The organism is Staphylococcus sp. MI 10-1553 (genome assembly GCF_010365305.1).
In the GTDB taxonomy this organism is placed as follows: Bacteria; Bacillota; Bacilli; order Staphylococcales; family Staphylococcaceae; genus Staphylococcus.
Genome location: NZ_CP048279.1, coordinates 2,174,555 through 2,191,106 on the forward strand (window position 1 = coordinate 2,174,555; position 16,552 = coordinate 2,191,106).

Annotated in this window: 18 protein-coding genes; 6 read left to right on the forward strand and 12 right to left on the reverse strand. The window is 34.2% G+C overall.

The window, feature by feature from the left end; genetic code table 11:
• Nucleotides 1–16 precede the first annotated feature (16 nt).
• A complete protein-coding gene (locus tag GZH82_RS10205) occupies nt 17–370 on the reverse strand; it encodes a DoxX family protein (protein WP_162682386.1) in 354 nt (117 codons plus the stop codon).
• 12 nt (nt 371–382) lie between these two features.
• Nucleotides 383–1,435: an LLM class flavin-dependent oxidoreductase gene (locus GZH82_RS10210; RefSeq protein WP_162682387.1), complete on the reverse strand. Its 1,053-nt coding sequence runs from the start codon at nt 1,433–1,435 to the stop codon at nt 383–385.
• A 686-nt stretch (nt 1,436–2,121) separates the two neighbouring features.
• Here GZH82_RS10210 and GZH82_RS10215 point away from each other — a divergent pair.
• Complete coding sequence (locus GZH82_RS10215; RefSeq protein ID WP_162682388.1) at nt 2,122–2,874, forward strand: CHAP domain-containing protein; 753 nt, start codon at nt 2,122–2,124, stop codon at nt 2,872–2,874.
• Nucleotides 2,875–3,043: 169 nt separating this feature from the next.
• On the opposite strand, the gene GZH82_RS10220 is transcribed toward GZH82_RS10215, so the two are convergent.
• The 3 genes from GZH82_RS10220 to GZH82_RS10230 all read right to left on the reverse strand — a co-directional run bounded on the left by GZH82_RS10220 (nt 3,044) and on the right by GZH82_RS10230 (nt 6,295).
• Nucleotides 3,044–3,520 (reverse strand): hypothetical protein, encoded by a 477-nt coding sequence (locus tag GZH82_RS10220; protein ID WP_162682389.1) that lies wholly within the window; start codon nt 3,518–3,520, stop codon nt 3,044–3,046.
• 275 nt (nt 3,521–3,795) lie between these two features.
• Complete coding sequence (nhaC, locus tag GZH82_RS10225; protein WP_162682390.1) at nt 3,796–5,193, reverse strand: Na+/H+ antiporter NhaC; 1,398 nt, start codon at nt 5,191–5,193, stop codon at nt 3,796–3,798.
• A gap of 25 nt (nt 5,194–5,218) precedes the next feature.
• Nucleotides 5,219–6,295: an NAD/NADP-dependent octopine/nopaline dehydrogenase family protein gene (locus tag GZH82_RS10230; RefSeq protein WP_162682391.1), complete on the reverse strand. Its 1,077-nt coding sequence runs from the start codon at nt 6,293–6,295 to the stop codon at nt 5,219–5,221.
• Nucleotides 6,296–6,356: 61 nt separating this feature from the next.
• Between GZH82_RS10230 and GZH82_RS10235 the strand changes: the two genes are divergently transcribed.
• The 5 genes from GZH82_RS10235 (at nt 6,357) to GZH82_RS10255 (ending at nt 9,371) form a co-directional block, all read left to right on the forward strand.
• On the forward strand, nt 6,357–6,599 hold the full coding sequence (locus GZH82_RS10235; RefSeq protein ID WP_162682392.1) for a hypothetical protein: 243 nt from the start codon (nt 6,357–6,359) through the stop codon (nt 6,597–6,599).
• A gap of 372 nt (nt 6,600–6,971) precedes the next feature.
• Complete coding sequence (locus GZH82_RS10240) at nt 6,972–7,550, forward strand: CHAP domain-containing protein (protein WP_162682393.1); 579 nt, start codon at nt 6,972–6,974, stop codon at nt 7,548–7,550.
• Nucleotides 7,551–7,707: 157 nt separating this feature from the next.
• Entirely contained in the window at nt 7,708–8,034 is a 327-nt protein-coding gene (locus GZH82_RS10245; RefSeq protein WP_162682394.1) for a DMT family transporter, read from the forward strand.
• Nucleotides 8,031–8,345, forward strand: coding sequence for a DMT family transporter (locus GZH82_RS10250; RefSeq protein WP_162682395.1), 315 nt, complete (start codon nt 8,031–8,033; stop codon nt 8,343–8,345). The genes GZH82_RS10245 and GZH82_RS10250 overlap by 4 nt, the downstream gene beginning before the upstream one ends.
• 63 nt (nt 8,346–8,408) lie before the next feature.
• On the forward strand, nt 8,409–9,371 hold the full coding sequence (locus GZH82_RS10255; protein ID WP_162682396.1) for an NAD(P)-dependent oxidoreductase: 963 nt from the start codon (nt 8,409–8,411) through the stop codon (nt 9,369–9,371).
• Between the two features lie 229 nt (nt 9,372–9,600).
• On the opposite strand, the gene abc-f is transcribed toward GZH82_RS10255, so the two are convergent.
• From abc-f to GZH82_RS10290, 7 genes are all read right to left on the reverse strand, one after another.
• A complete protein-coding gene (gene abc-f / locus GZH82_RS10260; protein WP_162682397.1) occupies nt 9,601–11,055 on the reverse strand; it encodes a ribosomal protection-like ABC-F family protein in 1,455 nt (484 codons plus the stop codon).
• Between the two features lie 18 nt (nt 11,056–11,073).
• Nucleotides 11,074–11,874 (reverse strand): ABC transporter permease, encoded by an 801-nt coding sequence (locus GZH82_RS10265; RefSeq protein WP_096597250.1) that lies wholly within the window; start codon nt 11,872–11,874, stop codon nt 11,074–11,076.
• A gap of 14 nt (nt 11,875–11,888) precedes the next feature.
• Complete coding sequence (locus tag GZH82_RS10270; RefSeq protein WP_203232802.1) at nt 11,889–12,758, reverse strand: metal ABC transporter ATP-binding protein; 870 nt, start codon at nt 12,756–12,758, stop codon at nt 11,889–11,891.
• Nucleotides 12,759–12,818: 60 nt separating this feature from the next.
• Nucleotides 12,819–14,144, reverse strand: a complete 1,326-nt coding sequence (locus GZH82_RS10275; protein ID WP_162682399.1) for a class III lanthionine synthetase LanKC N-terminal domain-containing protein — start codon at nt 14,142–14,144, stop codon at nt 12,819–12,821.
• Complete coding sequence (locus GZH82_RS10280) at nt 14,122–14,400, reverse strand: hypothetical protein (RefSeq protein WP_162682400.1); 279 nt, start codon at nt 14,398–14,400, stop codon at nt 14,122–14,124. Before GZH82_RS10280 ends, GZH82_RS10275 begins: the two co-directional genes overlap by 23 nt.
• A 23-nt stretch (nt 14,401–14,423) precedes the next feature.
• The gene (locus GZH82_RS10285) at nt 14,424–15,875 is read right to left on the reverse strand and encodes an alpha/beta hydrolase family protein (protein WP_162682401.1); all 1,452 of its coding nucleotides are present in this window, start codon (nt 15,873–15,875) and stop codon (nt 14,424–14,426) included.
• Between the two features lie 185 nt (nt 15,876–16,060).
• The gene (locus tag GZH82_RS10290; protein WP_096605624.1) at nt 16,061–16,297 is read right to left on the reverse strand and encodes an arginine deiminase; all 237 of its coding nucleotides are present in this window, start codon (nt 16,295–16,297) and stop codon (nt 16,061–16,063) included.
• Nucleotides 16,298–16,552: the final 255 nt, after the last annotated feature.

Consider the following 16,552-nt stretch of genomic DNA (forward strand, 5'->3'; position numbering starts at 1 on the left):
GAATGTGTTATTGTAATTATTTTTTGTTAATTAAGTTGTCAACTAAGCTTAAGCCAGCTAAAGATGCCACGTCGATTGCGTGTTGTGCACCTTCTTTACCTTGACCTGCTTCAATGTGTTTGTAAATTGCCCCTGCTAGCACACCAAGTGTTAAAACTGAAGCAACTTGTGATAAACGTTTGTCAAAAATACTCATTGCGAAAAGACCAGCAGCTACAGCTTCAGTAACACCAATAACTTTAACCATGCTTTCAGGTAATTTGAACATTTCAAAAACGTCCTTCATACCTTGGTCACCTTTCAATTTGGGTTGAGCTGCATCGTATAAGTGTTTTGCAACCTTTAAGTTTGTAACGTAACGTAAAATCATTTCTAATTCCTCCTATTTGTTTTCAAAATATGAATCGACGATAGGTTTTACCTTTTCCCCAAAAAGTCTAATTGCATGCATTATTCTTTCATGTGGCATAGAACCTAATGGTAAGTGTAACATAAATCGTGTAATACCTATTGCCTCGATTGTATCAATCATTTTTTGTGCGACTGTTTCTGGGCTACCTACGTACATCGCACCATTTGGGCCAATCTCTCTTTGGAAATGCTCATTAGAGAATGGTGGCCAACCTCTTTCTTTAGCCAATACATTGTGATGTGCTTCTACACTTGGATAGAACTCACGTTGCGCTTGTTCGTCCGTGTCTGCAACGTAACCCCAAGAATGAGAAGCAACTTGAAGTGTGTCACCATTATGACCATTTGATTCAGCAACAGCTTTGTACATCGCAATATTACGTCTAAATCTTTTTGGGTCTCCGCCTATTATCGCATAAGTGATTGGTAAACCTAAAGATCCTGCTTTTAATGATGACTCAGGTGTGCCGCCTGTTGCTAACCACACTGGTAATTCTTTTTGTACCGCACGTGGATATACGCCACGTCCATCAATATTTGGTGTCAGTGCACCTTCCCAGTGTACAATTGTGTTTTGATTAATTTTCAATAATAGCTCTAATTTTTCATCAAAAAGTTGTTCGTAGTTTTTAAGATCGTAACCAAATAATGGGAAAGATTCAATAAATGAACCACGACCTGCCATAATTTCTGCACGTCCATCAGATAATGCATCAATGGTCGCGAATTGTTGATACACACGAATTGGATCATCTGATGATAAAACAGTTACTGCAGATGACAATTTAATATTTTTAGTAACAGCCGCTGCTGCCGCAAGCACTGTTGTTGGGCTAGATACAGCGTAGTCAGGGCGGTGATGTTCCCCTAATCCATAGACGTCAAGGCCTACTTCATCTGCTAATTTAATTTCTTCAACAATATTACGGATACGTTCCCCGTTTGAAATTGCTGGTAATACACCATTTTCTGTATGCATATCTTGGTTATCTGCAAAAGATGTCAATCCTAATTCTATTTTCATCTTTGCACCACCTTTCAAGTATAAAATTTATACTGAGATTATATCCCTCTCCTATGCGATTTGTCAATAAGAAAGATTCCGATTTCAATTTATAACGTACACTTCTTCTATACAAATATATAGATAAACAATCATGCTTTATTCTATTTTCTTCTATTGTAATAGATATAAAGACGTACACAAACTTTCAATTAAATCTATTTCTTCATTATAAAAATACAATCAAGTTATTTTTAGCTTTGATGCAAAATAAGGGTGATATGCACATATACTATACCCAAATATACAGCTAGAGATGCATAAATATGCCCATTTCAATGCATTGTGTATATTTTCCCTTTTGTTTTCATAACACAAAAATAGCTAAAAAGTCAGCAGCGAAATGTTTCTGTAACTATATTACGATTATGTAACAAAATATTTTAAACTACTTTCAAACTTTTTCTTTTTTGTCTAAAAACCCCTTAACAAAGCGCTTTATAAACCTTGCTAATATTACATCGATTTTCATCAAAATGATTAAACATTACAAAATAAAGAAGTACTACACAAGCGAATTTTTTTCTGATACAGTATATATCGTTATTAAACCACAACAGTTGGTTTATACTTATGCAGAAAATCAAATCACACTTTAGTGAATTTACTTTATAATCTTGAACAAATTATCTAGGAGGATTTTTACAATGAAAAAATTAATCGCTACAACTTCAATCGCTACAGTAGGGGTTGCTACTTTAACATTAGCTCACGGTCACGATGCACAAGCAGCAGAATATAACGGTGGATATAACCCACAAGATCCAACATCTTATAGCTATTCTTACACAATCGACAATCAAGGTAACTACCACTTCACATGGAAAGGTAACTGGTCACCTGAACGCTTTAACGGTGGTAACGCATCAGCTTCTTACTACACTGGTTACGATGCAACAACGGGTGGTGCTTCATACACACAACCAACACGTACTTACAGTGCACCAACACAACGCTACAGTGCGCCATCATACACAACACAAACAACAAGCACGTCTAGCTCATACAGTTCACGTGATTACACATCATCTTATACAACAACTTCAACGTCTACACGTTCAGTATCAAGAGGTGGATCAAGTACGAACTTATACACTGTAGGTCAATGTACTTATTACGTATTTGATCGTGTAGGTGGTACAATCGGTTCAACTTGGGGTAACGCAAATAACTGGGCACACGCAGCAGCTTCAGCAGGTTATACAGTAAACCACCGTCCAGCAGCAGGTGCGATTTTACAAACAACTCAAGGCGCTTTCGGTCACGTAGCATACGTTGAAGGCGTTAACTCTGACGGTTCTGTTCGCGTAACAGAAATGAACTACGGTTACGGTCCTGGTGTTGTAACAAGTCGTACGATCTCAGCTAGCCTAGCAGCTTCATACAACTACATTCACTAATATGAATCATTCATATATAAAACCCTCCGCATTTGATGTGCAGAGGGTTTTTTGTATGTTTTTTGTATGTTTTTAGTTGAATCATATGCTTTTCTTTTACAATTTTACTCGTTTAATAGCGCTACGCTCGTCATACATGGCAACTTAGCACTCGAAACAACCTCATGCTTTACAACCAATAAGCAATCGTTACCCAATAACCAAATGCAAAGAAGTAGAATAATGGGAAGTTTTCCATGTTTTTAGCTTTAAGTTGCTTAATGACGACGTGCACACCTATCCCTACAAACACTGCTGTCAAAATCAAGCGTACGACTAGCATGATCGTTATGGCATCAGAAACCAACAGGCTTGGGCCACTTGTCGCAAAAATAACAAGTGTGAACAATACAATCATCACTGTATAAACGATAGTATCTATAGAGCGATAAAGATGTGAATAAGTCCAAGCCACAATAAAACCAAATACTGTGACGATTGCGATTTCATGGATTCGCTCATATAAATGAAGGGCATCAATCTGATACAGTACAATCGCTACAAAATACAGTAACAGGCTGATAACCCATGATATTACAGAAGGACTTTTAAGTTGTTGTTCATCGTGATTGATGTATCGGTGAATCCCAAACCATAACAGAAGCATCGCTACTAGAACTATTAAGTATAAGATGGAATCACCTCTTCATGTTTATACTATAACCGTTTTCTATCTAACTGAAACATATACGATTCAATTATTTAAAATTTTCATTTTATTTTGATACCGGTGTATCCCTTTTACAATAAGACTTTGCTGTTACTTCATTTTCCACTCCTGTCGCACTGATCAATTTAACTTATTTAAAAAAAGCATATACCTAAAATCAGTTGTGTTTGATTTTAGAATATATACTTTTAACAATTAATCGCTATCCTTTTTTATGATGAAACAGGCGCTTTCTTTTTAATGCCGATGCCTGTAAAGCCATAGAACAATGCGATGAGTACACAAAGGTAACACGGCACTGCCCAAATGAAAAATTGACCAACACCGACACCAAGTTGTTGCGTATAATAAATGCCTGATGTCCCCCATGGAATGAGTGGGATGATCATCGTACCAGAATCTTCTAATGTTCGAGATAAATTCACCCGATCCAAGTCCATTTTGTCATACATTTGCATGAGTAAGACGCCGACCATAATAATGACGACTGACGCAACCCCTGCAGCGAGTACCATCATTAAACTTCCGATGACCGTCACAAGGATGAGCTGACCGCGTGAATTCATATTTTTAGAGATACTATGCAAAATCACGTCTAAACAGCCCGCTTTTTCGACAATTCCCGCGAAAGCATAGCCACAAAAAATCGTCACTAATACTTGCGTCATACTCATCATGCCACCTTGTTCAATCAATGATAACGCTTTTTGAGACAAGCCTTCTTGACCGACTAACATCTTTGGTGTAAAGCCACTAAATGTCGCAATAAAACCATTTTTAAGTTGAAAGCCGTGGTTCAACCAGCCGACTAAAATGGCCACGACACTTGAAATGAGCATCGATGGTACGGTTGAAATTTTAGCTAAGAGACAAACGACAATGACAATTAATGGAAGCCAAACGAAAAAGTTAATATGGTACATTGTAGCAATGTCTTTTAACAATGCGTCAATTTGTGCTGTATTCGTCTGAACTGAAAACTTTCTTGATGCGATATGCCAAACGATGATGCCGATGATAGATGCCGGTACAGTCGTCCAAATCATATGTTTAATATGGCTGAAAATGTTCACGCGTGTGACTAATGATGCCAAATTAGTCGTATCGGATAAAGGTGACATTTTATCGCCAAATACTGCTCCTGAAATGATTGCACCGGCTGCCATACCTGCTGGAATATCCATATGTAAGCCGATTGCCATTAAAGCAATACCTGCAGTGGACGCTGACCCCCATGCTGTCCCTGTTGCAACTGAAGTAATGGCTGAAATGAGAAACGCCGAAATGAGAAAGTAACTCGGACTTAAAAATTTCAAACCGTAATAAATCAGTGCGGGTACAGTGCCTGAATACATCCATGAACCAACAATAATACCGACCGTCAAAATAATGAATATCGCGGGCATCGCTGTAGCTAAACGATCTGTAATCCCTTCTTCTAGATCTTTCCAACGCAAGCCAACACGCCATGCAATCCATGACGCATAAGCTGCCGAGATAATTAATAAAGGTTGTACAGGTATTTCAAAAAAGATAAAGCCCACACAAACCACAATCATCATCACTAAAATAGTTGACAGTGACTCTAATAAAGTAGGTTTTCTTTTCATACACAACACACTCCCCTTTGTATTTTTAGTAAGAAGCTAATCCTACATTTTCTCTTCCTAAGTATTCAATTGTTAATCCCTCATTGAAAAAATCACGCTCTAAAATCGTTGAGGCAATCACAATAATGGCATCAATATTCGGTGTAGGTACCCCTATTTCTCTACCTAAACTCGACCATAATACGAGACCATAAGCAATATCTTCAGTTAAATAGCGGTTGTTTACTTTATTCGGTCCTGGAATTCGCGAAAAGACCGGGCTGTGGTTGAACAGTTTGTTGAGTGGTTCATCTTCCATCTCACGCTCTAAATAACCACGTGCAATACGGGCTTCTTTCGCCGTTTCCAACTCAAATCCTAGCTTACGCCCTAACGTTAAACGCTCGACTTCGACTGCATGTAACAGGCGCACCGTATGATTCGTAATCCCTTCTTTATATAGCGCAAAATCTCCACTGTAATCAATACGTCCCACATTCAATAACGTTGGTCCAGGATGTACTTCTGGATTACCGTTTTCTAAATTTGTACGCCATAAACTTTCTTCTTTAACAATATATGGATAGAGCGATTCCACTTTTTTAAACGTTTGTGTTAAATCCTTTTCATTTAATGTAGAGAAATAAACTTTTCGTACATTTAATGATAAATCGACTGAAGCTGTTTCAAAGTTGACGCGTGTCCCATACGTTAAAGTGTTCGCTTCTGAAAAGATTGGACGTGTCTCTATTTTGTATTCTTCTAAAACTTTAATAAAACGTGCTGAACCCATTGCTGCTGCCATATTAAAAAAGATGATTTGATCATTATTAATATGCGATGACATTAATTCCGCATAATATTCGATAAATGACGAAGGGATACATAACATAACAATTTCAGCACCCTCTAAGACATAGCCCATGTCGTCACTTATATTCGTGAACGGTACAAAACTTTCTGTGCCCTCATTATTAAAATTAAAACCACCTTGTTCAATAGCATAATCAAATTTACTGATGGATTGGTTACGACAATACAGTTTGACGTGATGCCCTTGATTCATCATATCAACCGCTGCTGTCACTGCCCCGTTACCTGATCCTACAATTGCTATTTTCATTTGTTTACCCTTCTTTCTGTTTTTTTCTGCTTGGTGTCGTGTCATCGAATTGTGACTCAACATGAATCGTAACAGAACGATTATAAAAAGAAAACAATTTTTTGAATATCGTTGCGTTCTCATCGCGATGTTGCTTAGTTATACCCTATATGCGCACAATTATGTTGCTAAAGGTCTTTTTTATTTTAGTGCTGCACATATTGATTTACTACTAGTGGCCCATCCTCATGTCACTGCTTACCATGTAGTATTTACTTTAATTGAACTTTTTCAACACCCTCAATTATCCATTGATATAGAATGATTCATTTTTATACCACTTCAATTGAGATCACATTTTCCAATTGATGACGTTGTATTTTTAAAGCTTATAACGATTTAAGTCAACTCTCTAAATATTACATCCACTGTAACATCTTAAATTACAAAAATTTTAAAAATAAAACTAAATAGCGCGTTAAATCTGCATTTGATGAGGAAAAGTGCAGTTGTCACAAGATTACATCGTATCCCACTCGAGTTTTAATTCAATTACAAAACTGTAACATTCTACACAGACGGCTCAATTTTTGGTACAGTTCATATTGTCGTTAAAAGAACGATTCTATTAAACAAACTAACTTTTACAATTCTCAAATTAAAATAAACAACCAAAAACTATAGGAGGACTTTTATTATGTTAAAAAAATTCGCTACTACAACTACATTAACTGCTGGATTAGGTGCTGCCGCTGCGGTGGGCTTACAACACGATAACGCTGAGGCTGCTGAAGGTAACTACAGCTATTCATACAGCTACAACTACGGCTATAACACAAATGCACAAGGTAACACAAACTACAACTACAATGCAAACAGCAACCAAACTTACACATACGGTCAAAATACAACAAGCACATCTACTTCAACGCAATCAACTGGCGTAACAAGTGCTGGAAACTTATACACACCTGGTCAATGTACTTGGTATGTATATGACAAAGTTGGCGGTGAAATTGGTTCAACTTGGGGTAACGCAAATAACTGGGCAAGCTCAGCATCAGCTGCAGGTTTCACTGTGGACAATAAGCCTGAAGAAGGTTCAATCTTACAATCAAATGCAGGTCCTATGGGGCACGTGGCATACGTTGAATCAGTAAATGAAGATGGTTCAATCACAGTATCAGAAATGAACTATGACGGCGGTCCTTTCAACGTAAGTACACGTACAATCTCTGCATCAGAAGCTGGTTCATACAACTACATTCACGTATAAGATAAAATTAATCATTGAATTAAAAAACCATTGTTGTTACGGCATACAGCAATGGTTTTTTACTATGTGAATTGGTAAAAGTATTTTTTATCCATCTTGCCGACAAATGAACATTCATTATATGATGGCATTATATGATTTTAAGGAGGCATTTCACATGCAATGGACGAAAGTGATTTTCGCTGGTTTAATGGAGGTGGTCTGGGTCATTGGCTTAACGCATTCTCATCTGCTTTACCAATGGATATTGACCATTGCGCTGATCGGTTTAAGTTTTTGGATGATGGTGTCCGCTTCACGTGTCTTACCTGTAGGGACAGTATATGCAGTATTCGTCGGTATTGGCACGTTAGGCACTGTCATTGTCGGCATGCTGTTCTTCAATGAGTCAGTTAGCTTTATCAAACTATTCTTCATCCTCACATTACTTATCGGCGTTATCGGTCTCAAATTAACGACAGATCAGGCAGGTGAACAGCAATGAGTTGGTTCGCACTCTTTTTAGCAGGCTTATTTGAAGTATTAGGTGTGCTTTGGTTAAACGAATATGCACGCCAACATCAAAAACGTTTTATTGTGTTACTCGCTATCACCTTTGCTTTGAGCTTACTCAGTCTTTCGTGGGCAATGCAAGACATACCAATGGGGACTGCTTATGCAATTTGGACAGGAATCGGTACAGCTGGTGGTACGATTTTAGGTATGGTCGTTTATCAGGAGTCCAAACAGTTTATTAGAATCTTTTTCATTTTCTTGATTATCATTTCTGCTGTCGGACTGAAATTAGTTGTATAACTTGCATTTCTTGTAATCTAGAAAAGGGTTTCATATACTAGAGAAGAAAGGTGGGAATCGCATATGAAAAAAGTATTTATCGCAGGTCCTATCCCAGAAAAAGGACTTGAAATATTAAAAGCTCATTTTGAAGTTGAGATGTACGAAGGTGAAGGAATTATTGATAAAGAAACGCTTAAAAACGGTGTTAAAGATGCTTTCGGACTTGTCAGCTTATTATCTACAGAAGTGGACCAAGAAGTGATTGATAGTGGTACAGAACTTCAGTTCATTGCCAATTATGGGGCTGGTTTTAACAATGTTGATATTGACTACGCACGTTCAAAAAACATCGATGTTTCCAATACACCTAAGGCTTCCACTGATGCAACAGCTGAATTAACAATGGCGATTTTGCTTGCTGTCGCACGACGCATACCTGAAGGGGATCAACTCATGCGCAATCAAGGGTTCAATGGTTGGGCACCGTTATTTTTCCGAGGCCGTGAAGTATCTGGAAAAACAATCGGGATTATTGGACTCGGTGAAATTGGTACCGCGGTTGCACAGCGCGCCAAAGGATTCAACATGAATATTCTTTATACAGGACCACATCAAAAACCTGATAAAGAGCAAGCGCTCGGTACGCAATATGTTGATTTAGATACATTGCTACAAAACGCTGATTTTGTAACAATTAATGCGGCTTACCAACCTTCAATGAAACACATGATCGATACACCTCAGCTTAAAATGATGAAACCGACAAGTTACCTCATCAATGCTTCTCGTGGCCCAATTGTCCACGAAGCTGCACTGCTCGAAGCATTGGAAAACAAAATGATTGAAGGGGCTGCACTCGACGTTTATGAGTTTGAACCTGAAATTACTGAAGGGTTAAAGTCATTGAAGAATGTCGTCATTACGCCTCATATCGGAAATGCCACATTTGAAGCTCGTGATATGATGGCAGAAATGGTAGCAAATAATTTAATTAAAAAGGCAACTGGAGAAACACCAGATTATATTGTCAATGCCTCTAAATGACACGACGCATCACCTTTTTGAATATAGTGACATCACACTTTATACAGCAGCATGATTGGTTAGCAGTCATTCAAAAGGAATAAAACTTTTAACGCTTTTAAAAACCTCCAAAAATTCTTTTAATTGAATTTTGGAGGTTTAAACTTTGATGTGCTTTGCATTCAGATATGGTAATAACGTCTAAATTTTGAAAATGCGCCTAGAAAACACCGTCTTTTTACATTAAAACCTATCTGATTCTTTTTAATTTGCGTTGTGATATTTCATAAATGACCGTAGCAATTTTATCGACAAAAAAGCTATCATGTGATGTAAATAATATCGTTCCTGGATATTGTTTGATCAATTGCTCTAACCCTTGAATTGCATCAATGTCTAGGTAATTGGTCGGTTCGTCCAACATTAAGACGTTGCTACGGTTTAACAATGAAGTCGCAAGCAATGCTTTAAGCTGTTCCCCTGCACTAAGTGTCGTTGTTTGTTTCACTAAATCGCTTTTATCGAAGCCAATCTTTTCCAAAACATCTACAACGAAATCATATGAATGTTCAGTATCATTCATAACGAAATGGATAAGATCAACGTCCTTTTGATCAAAGAAAAAGTCTTGTCTTAAATAAGAAAACTTAACATTGGAAGATATGATGATGGCTTCATGACGATGATAGATATGGTTTAATAATGTCGTTTTTCCTACCCCATTGTTACCAACAAAAGCCACTTTTTCACCCGTTTCAATTTGAAAAGATGTGTTGTCTAAAAGCATGTTATCACCAGCATGAATCGTCAGTTCATTCGCATACATCACTATTCTACTCGATTTCTGTATATCCATAGAAGGGAATTGTATCTCCTTATTTTCAAGTATTCCCTTTTTCATTGGAATATTTTCTAATTTCTTCTCAAGTGATTTAATTTGTCGAGAAATCCCTTTTTGACTACTCCCCCTTGATTTAGATTGTCCTAATCTTCCTGGATTTATTCTTTTATTCTTTTTACTTGATGTCACATTAGAAGTGCGTTTTAATGCTTCTCTTTTATTTTGTATCGCCGATTGTAACTGTTCTTTTTGTACGTCTATTTGGGTATTTATATTTTCAACCGTTGCTCTTTCTAGTTGTTTTTGTTCCGTGTAATCTGTCCAGCTTCCTTTGTATTCTTTTACTTTGTGATTTTCGATGACCCAAATTTTTGTCGCAATTTCTTCCACTAAATTTCTGTCGTGTGTCGTAAAAATAATAGTGCCTTGGTGATTTTTTAATGTCTTCATTAAAAATTTTACACTACTCAAATCTAAATTTGTCGTCGGTTCATCAAGCATTAAATTGACAAATTCATCTTTGATCACATTTGATAAACCTAATCTAATTTTTTCCCCTCCACTACAATTTTCAAAACTGCCACTATACGGAACGCCCCCCATTTTAGAGATCAACGCATAATTCGTTTCGTTTCCTAATTCATTGTTGTTCTCAATTTGTTTTAAATATAGAAAGTCATGGTTTTTTTCAAAAATTCCTGAAAAATTGTTAAAATGACCCGAAATTAAATTTAAAAGGGTTGTTTTTCCGCTTCCATTCGCACCGATAATCGCAATTTTATCACCATCTAATATTTCTAATCGGTCAATTGTCAATAATGCTTTACCTAAAAATTCAATATAGATATCTTTTAACATTGTCATATAACATTCTCACGCTTTCTATCTTTCATTCGTTGTTAATTTTGCATTTTTTATTGAATACAGTGCAATTGTAGACATTAAAATCGCCATCATCATAACAATCCCTATATTGAAAGGATTAGAAACACCAAATCCAATATCTCTCATTGCATTTAACTGGTAGGTTAAAGGATTTAAATAAGATATTGTACGAATTAATAGCGGTGCTTTATCAAAACTAAAGAAAATGGGTGCTGTAAAAGAAACCGGTAATAATAAAGTGTTCAAAATTAAATCCCTTATTTTGTATGACGTTATTTTCAACGAGATAACAGTTCCTACTGAAAACCAAAAAATCATCATAATGATAGAACATAAAGCAATCAGTATAAATCGCTTCACTGAAAAATAGTCTCCAAAAATGAGCGAAATTAAATAGAGGACAACAACCTGTATTAAAAAGTTAAATAACGGGAAAGACATTTTTCCGATAATATATGCAAGTGGCGTAACCCCTTTGAAGTATTTTAACGCTAGTAATCCCCACTTTCGATCCAATATAATCCTATAAACAGATTGTGCCATTTGACTATATACAATCAATCCTATAATGCCGATAAAAGAGAATTGTAAAAAAGAAACTTCTTTACTGCCATAATGAATCATGCCAAAAGTTGAAGCAATGCCTGTTGAATAAAATAGGAAATAAAGGATAGGAATAAGTATTTGAGTGTAAATTAAATGTTTATTGTTGATTAATGCTCTAAACTCAATGTAGCTCATCTTAAAAATAGACTCTATTAGATTCGACCTTTGATCTCTATAATTTAACTTTTTCATGTTTTCTACGCTCCTTACCCTTTTAACTTAATAATCTCTTTTAAACTACGCTTATTTTGTTCAACAGCATGAATGGCGATATCATGATCAATCAATAATTTCAATATTGCATTAATAGATTCTCCATTATTGACTTCAACCGTTAGAGGATGCCACGCTATCACATTAAAGTGCGCTGCTATATTTTTTTCAAGTTCTTTAGAGAGATGACCTTCATAGTTGACTTTATATTCATTCAGACGATTATATTGTTCTAAAAAATGATTGATCTCACCAAAAAAGATCAAGTTGCCGTTTTCAATATACAGCACTTTATTACAGTACCTTTCTAACATGTCTAAATCATGAGAAGAGATTAAACAAACTTTTCCTTCTTGCGTCTTATCTTTCAGTTGATCTAAAATTTTCTCAGATGTTATCACATCCAAACTAGATGTCGGTTCATCCAAAATTAAAACTTTTGCGTTTGATACAAGTTGTCTTGCCAACTGTACACGTTGCAATTGACCACCGGATAAATTTGTTGGATCCTCCTTTTCTTTTCCTTCTAAACCGATTTTATTTAATGCATGAATGGTTTCTGCTTTAGCATTTGAATATCCATCAAATAAAGCCTCCATATAGATGTTATCAAAAACATTTAAATACCAATCAATCGCTTGATTTTGTGGGCTAAATGAAATGTCTTTAGACGATAAGTCATCCGCTATCAAAACCTCTCCCTCTGTTAAAGGAAGTATGCCTAAAATCGAATTGATTAATGTACTTTTACCTGCACCACTTTTTCCAATAAGTGCTAAGAAATCACCACTATTTAATTCAAACGAAATATTTTTAATGCCATCTCCGTTTTCATAAAAACAAGATAAATTTTCGACCTTCAAAATGTGATTCAATTTAATCACTCCTTAACCCATACTTTCATTCTTAAGAAACTGTAAGATTTATATATTTTTTAATATATTTTCTAGTAATTTTATTTTGTTTTCGTAAGAATTTTCAAAAAATTCTTCTTCTTTCATTCCTAATATATCATCTATTCTAATAGATATATTCTCTAAAAATCTTGGATTTTTATCAATTTTTTCTATAAAATTTTCTTTTGTTTCATTCCTAAAATCTTCGTAATGTTTTCTATTAAAGAAGAAGTAACAAATACAAATAAAGGAATATAAATCCTTGTCTTTTAAGCTATACTCTAGTTTAGAAAAACCTGGTGTCCCCACTAAGTTCATTATTTCAGTATATTTTCTTTCACTCACGGTGTATTCAGCATCAATGAACCTTACATTTCCACTTTTATCAATCACAATATTATCAGGTGATAAATCATTAATAATATATCCATGTAAATGAATAATCTTTAAATATTCTAAAATTCCCAACAATAAAGCGCTTCCTTTTACCTGCAAGTCACCATTTAAAAATATATCCGTAAGTGTCTCCCCTTCAATAAATTCCTCAACAATAAATAATGATTTGTCTATATAGAATACATCATAAATAGTAGGGAAAATATTTAAGTGGTTCAATTCTTTCAACACTAAATATTCATTATATACCCTGTCAAGTCCATCCTCTCCATTCAAATTAATTTCTCCTAAAAAATTTCCTTTTTTCATAACACATAGGCTTTTCCTAGTAGAATCGATTGCTAAATAAACTGATGATTTTCCTCTAACTCGTAAACACTTTAATGGCATATATTTTTCAGAAATATCACTTAACCGTGGTATATAATAGTCCAAAATTGAAATTGATACATTATCTGGTATCACTTTTTTTCTCAAATCAATGAATCCAGTATCGTCATTTTCTTTATCAATTTTAAGTTCTCCATATCTATAATATACAATGTTACTGCACATATATGGAAAGTCGGATGGTATATTTATTGAAGTAAACTTTTTTGTTTTTTTATAACACAAGTCTAGTAAATACAACAAATCATTTGTATCTCTAGGGTATATAGTGCACATTTTCCCAATTTGCGAATAACCGTAGTTCCCCATATTCAGAAATCCTAAATGAGATATTGATTTGATAAATTTGAACCTTACGTTTTTATTAATTAATATTGGAAAAATTAGTTCTGCTATATCAACAACATTTTCTAGAGTAGCTGAAACATGTATTTTAAAACCATAATTTGGTACCTCATAGGATGATATAGGTAAATAGTGACACCATATCCCTTCCTCATAAAAATCTTCTGGTTTCATTTGTGTGATTTTTTCATTTAGTAATTCAAATAATGAACCCTTCTCCATAAATTTCATCCCCTTCAAACATGGCTAAAGAATACAGAACATGTATATAAGCTACAATTATTTCTTGTGCATTTTCAATATTCCTCTTTAGTAAAAACTCCCCTAATTCTGATATGGAGAAACGATTTATTCGATCGTTACGATATGAAATGATACACCAGTTATAAAATTCCTTCCAAAACATTGGACTATCATCTGGACTCGTGCAAATTTCCTCTAACATAACTACTAACTGCTTATTAATAACTCGTTTCATCTTTATACTCTCCTTTGACATCTTCAAATAATTACATCAATTAAATGTAAATAAAATTTATTCATAACTCTTGGTAGCATACTATAGTGTCCTGCTTCTTCAATTTTTATTAATTTAATGTTTTCATGTCCTAGTACTTTTGATTTCTCTACGAAGATTTCTATTTGTTTGATAGGACAATAAACATCCTTTATACCGTGAATAAAAACTAAAGGTGTTATATTAGAATTTTTCTCAATTAAATCAATTGGATTATTTTTAGAGACTTTTATATCAAAATATTTTTTTACTACTGGCCTAGCTGCAGAAAAAATATACTGATATCTATAATCAGTAAAGCCATTTATGGCTATACTTTTGCTAATAATATGTGGAAATCTAATAGCTGAAACTATAGCAAGATATCCACCGAAACTTTCTCCTATGACAAATATATGCTTACATTTATTTCTAATTTTTATCAATATAGACTCTATATCCTTTAGTGCCTCTTCACCATTATTATTTAGCAATCTTTGATAAAACTTTGTTCCATAGCTTATACTCCCTGAATAATCCACTAACAATACTTCTATACCATTTTGTAACATTGGATTTAAAAAATCTAAATACTCATTCCTAATATAAGTGTCGGGACCTCCATGCAAAAATATTACAGTTTTAAATTTAAAGTTTTGAGGTTCAATTTTGACTACAGGAACTTGCCTGTCACCAATTAGTTGCTTTTGAACATTATCTAATTGAAAATAAGTATCCGAAAGTTTTTCACTGGTCTCTCCCACTAAAAAACATTCCTTCAACTTGTTTAACATTATTTTATACAGAGCTCTAGGACGCTTAAAATTTGAGAATGAAAACAATACATATTCGTCTAGTATATATGCCTTATCTACATACCCACTCCCTTTAATATAAACTTCATCGTTAATCATAATAGAACACTTTAAGTTACTATTAGAAACCAATAGCTTATTTCCTTTCCAACTATCTGAAATAACATCCAGTTCTACATCTAAATTTTTCAAAATTTCTTGTTTATACTTAAACAGACATTCTGAATCTATTACTTTTTTGTATACATTAAAATCATAAGATATTGTGTCAACTGACATAATTTCTTCTGTTCTTCCATTCAAAAAATAGTATCTTTTAATTTCTATATTATCAATTGTTAATTGAACAACATAATCAAAATATGTATTACTAAACCCTAATACTTTTCTAATTTTATCTTTCAAAAATACATATTCATTTTTTTGACGAGAAGTAATATCATATGTTAAAAGATTATGTTTAGTTTGTATTAAAAGTAAGTTTTTTGACAACCATTCTAAAAAAACTACTTCTTCTACATTAACTTTTACAATTTCATTATCCTCTAAAATACATATATTTATACATTGACTAACGTTCGCTGCTTCAACATGAGAATAAATCGTTCTATCCTCATTCATAGATAATTGATATACTTGCATTCTTGCATAGTCTCCTTAAAAAGTAAGAACACAGGCCTGACTAAATATAAAGAAAGCCAATCTGTGTTCCTATATAAACTTATAATGTTTATTCAATTTAGTACAGTATTCATTACAATATCCGGAATATTCTAACTATTTATAATAAAAAAATATCGCACTATTCTGCTTCATAACTAAAAATGTTAAATTCTTGTAGAAATAGGTCCACAAGTGGAACTATGTGCCCCCGAAAGAACACCAGCTGCTAACTCTCCTGAAACTCCTAAACCCACTAGCCCCTCAAAACTGCCAGATAATAACGCATCATGTTCTTCTTCACTTAAATCATACATTTCTAAAACACTTGTTGGATTCGAGATATACTCAGCTATCAAATTTGGATTTCCTTGAAGATTTTTTACTAAATCATTGAATTTCATGTTTTGTACACCCTTTCATATAATTATTAAGTAAACAGTCATTCAATATTCTGGTTCTAATGCATTCTCTACCTAGTATTACTATAATGTACTTCACTTAGATTTTCAATAATGTCAAATTAATTTTTTTAAAAAAACACCAAATTAATTCTACGTATTTTTATTTGTTTATTTCAAAAATATATAAAGTTGTAATGTTTGAAGGCGTGTTTCTTAACAAAATGCCGCCTCCATTTGTTTATCATATCAGCATCT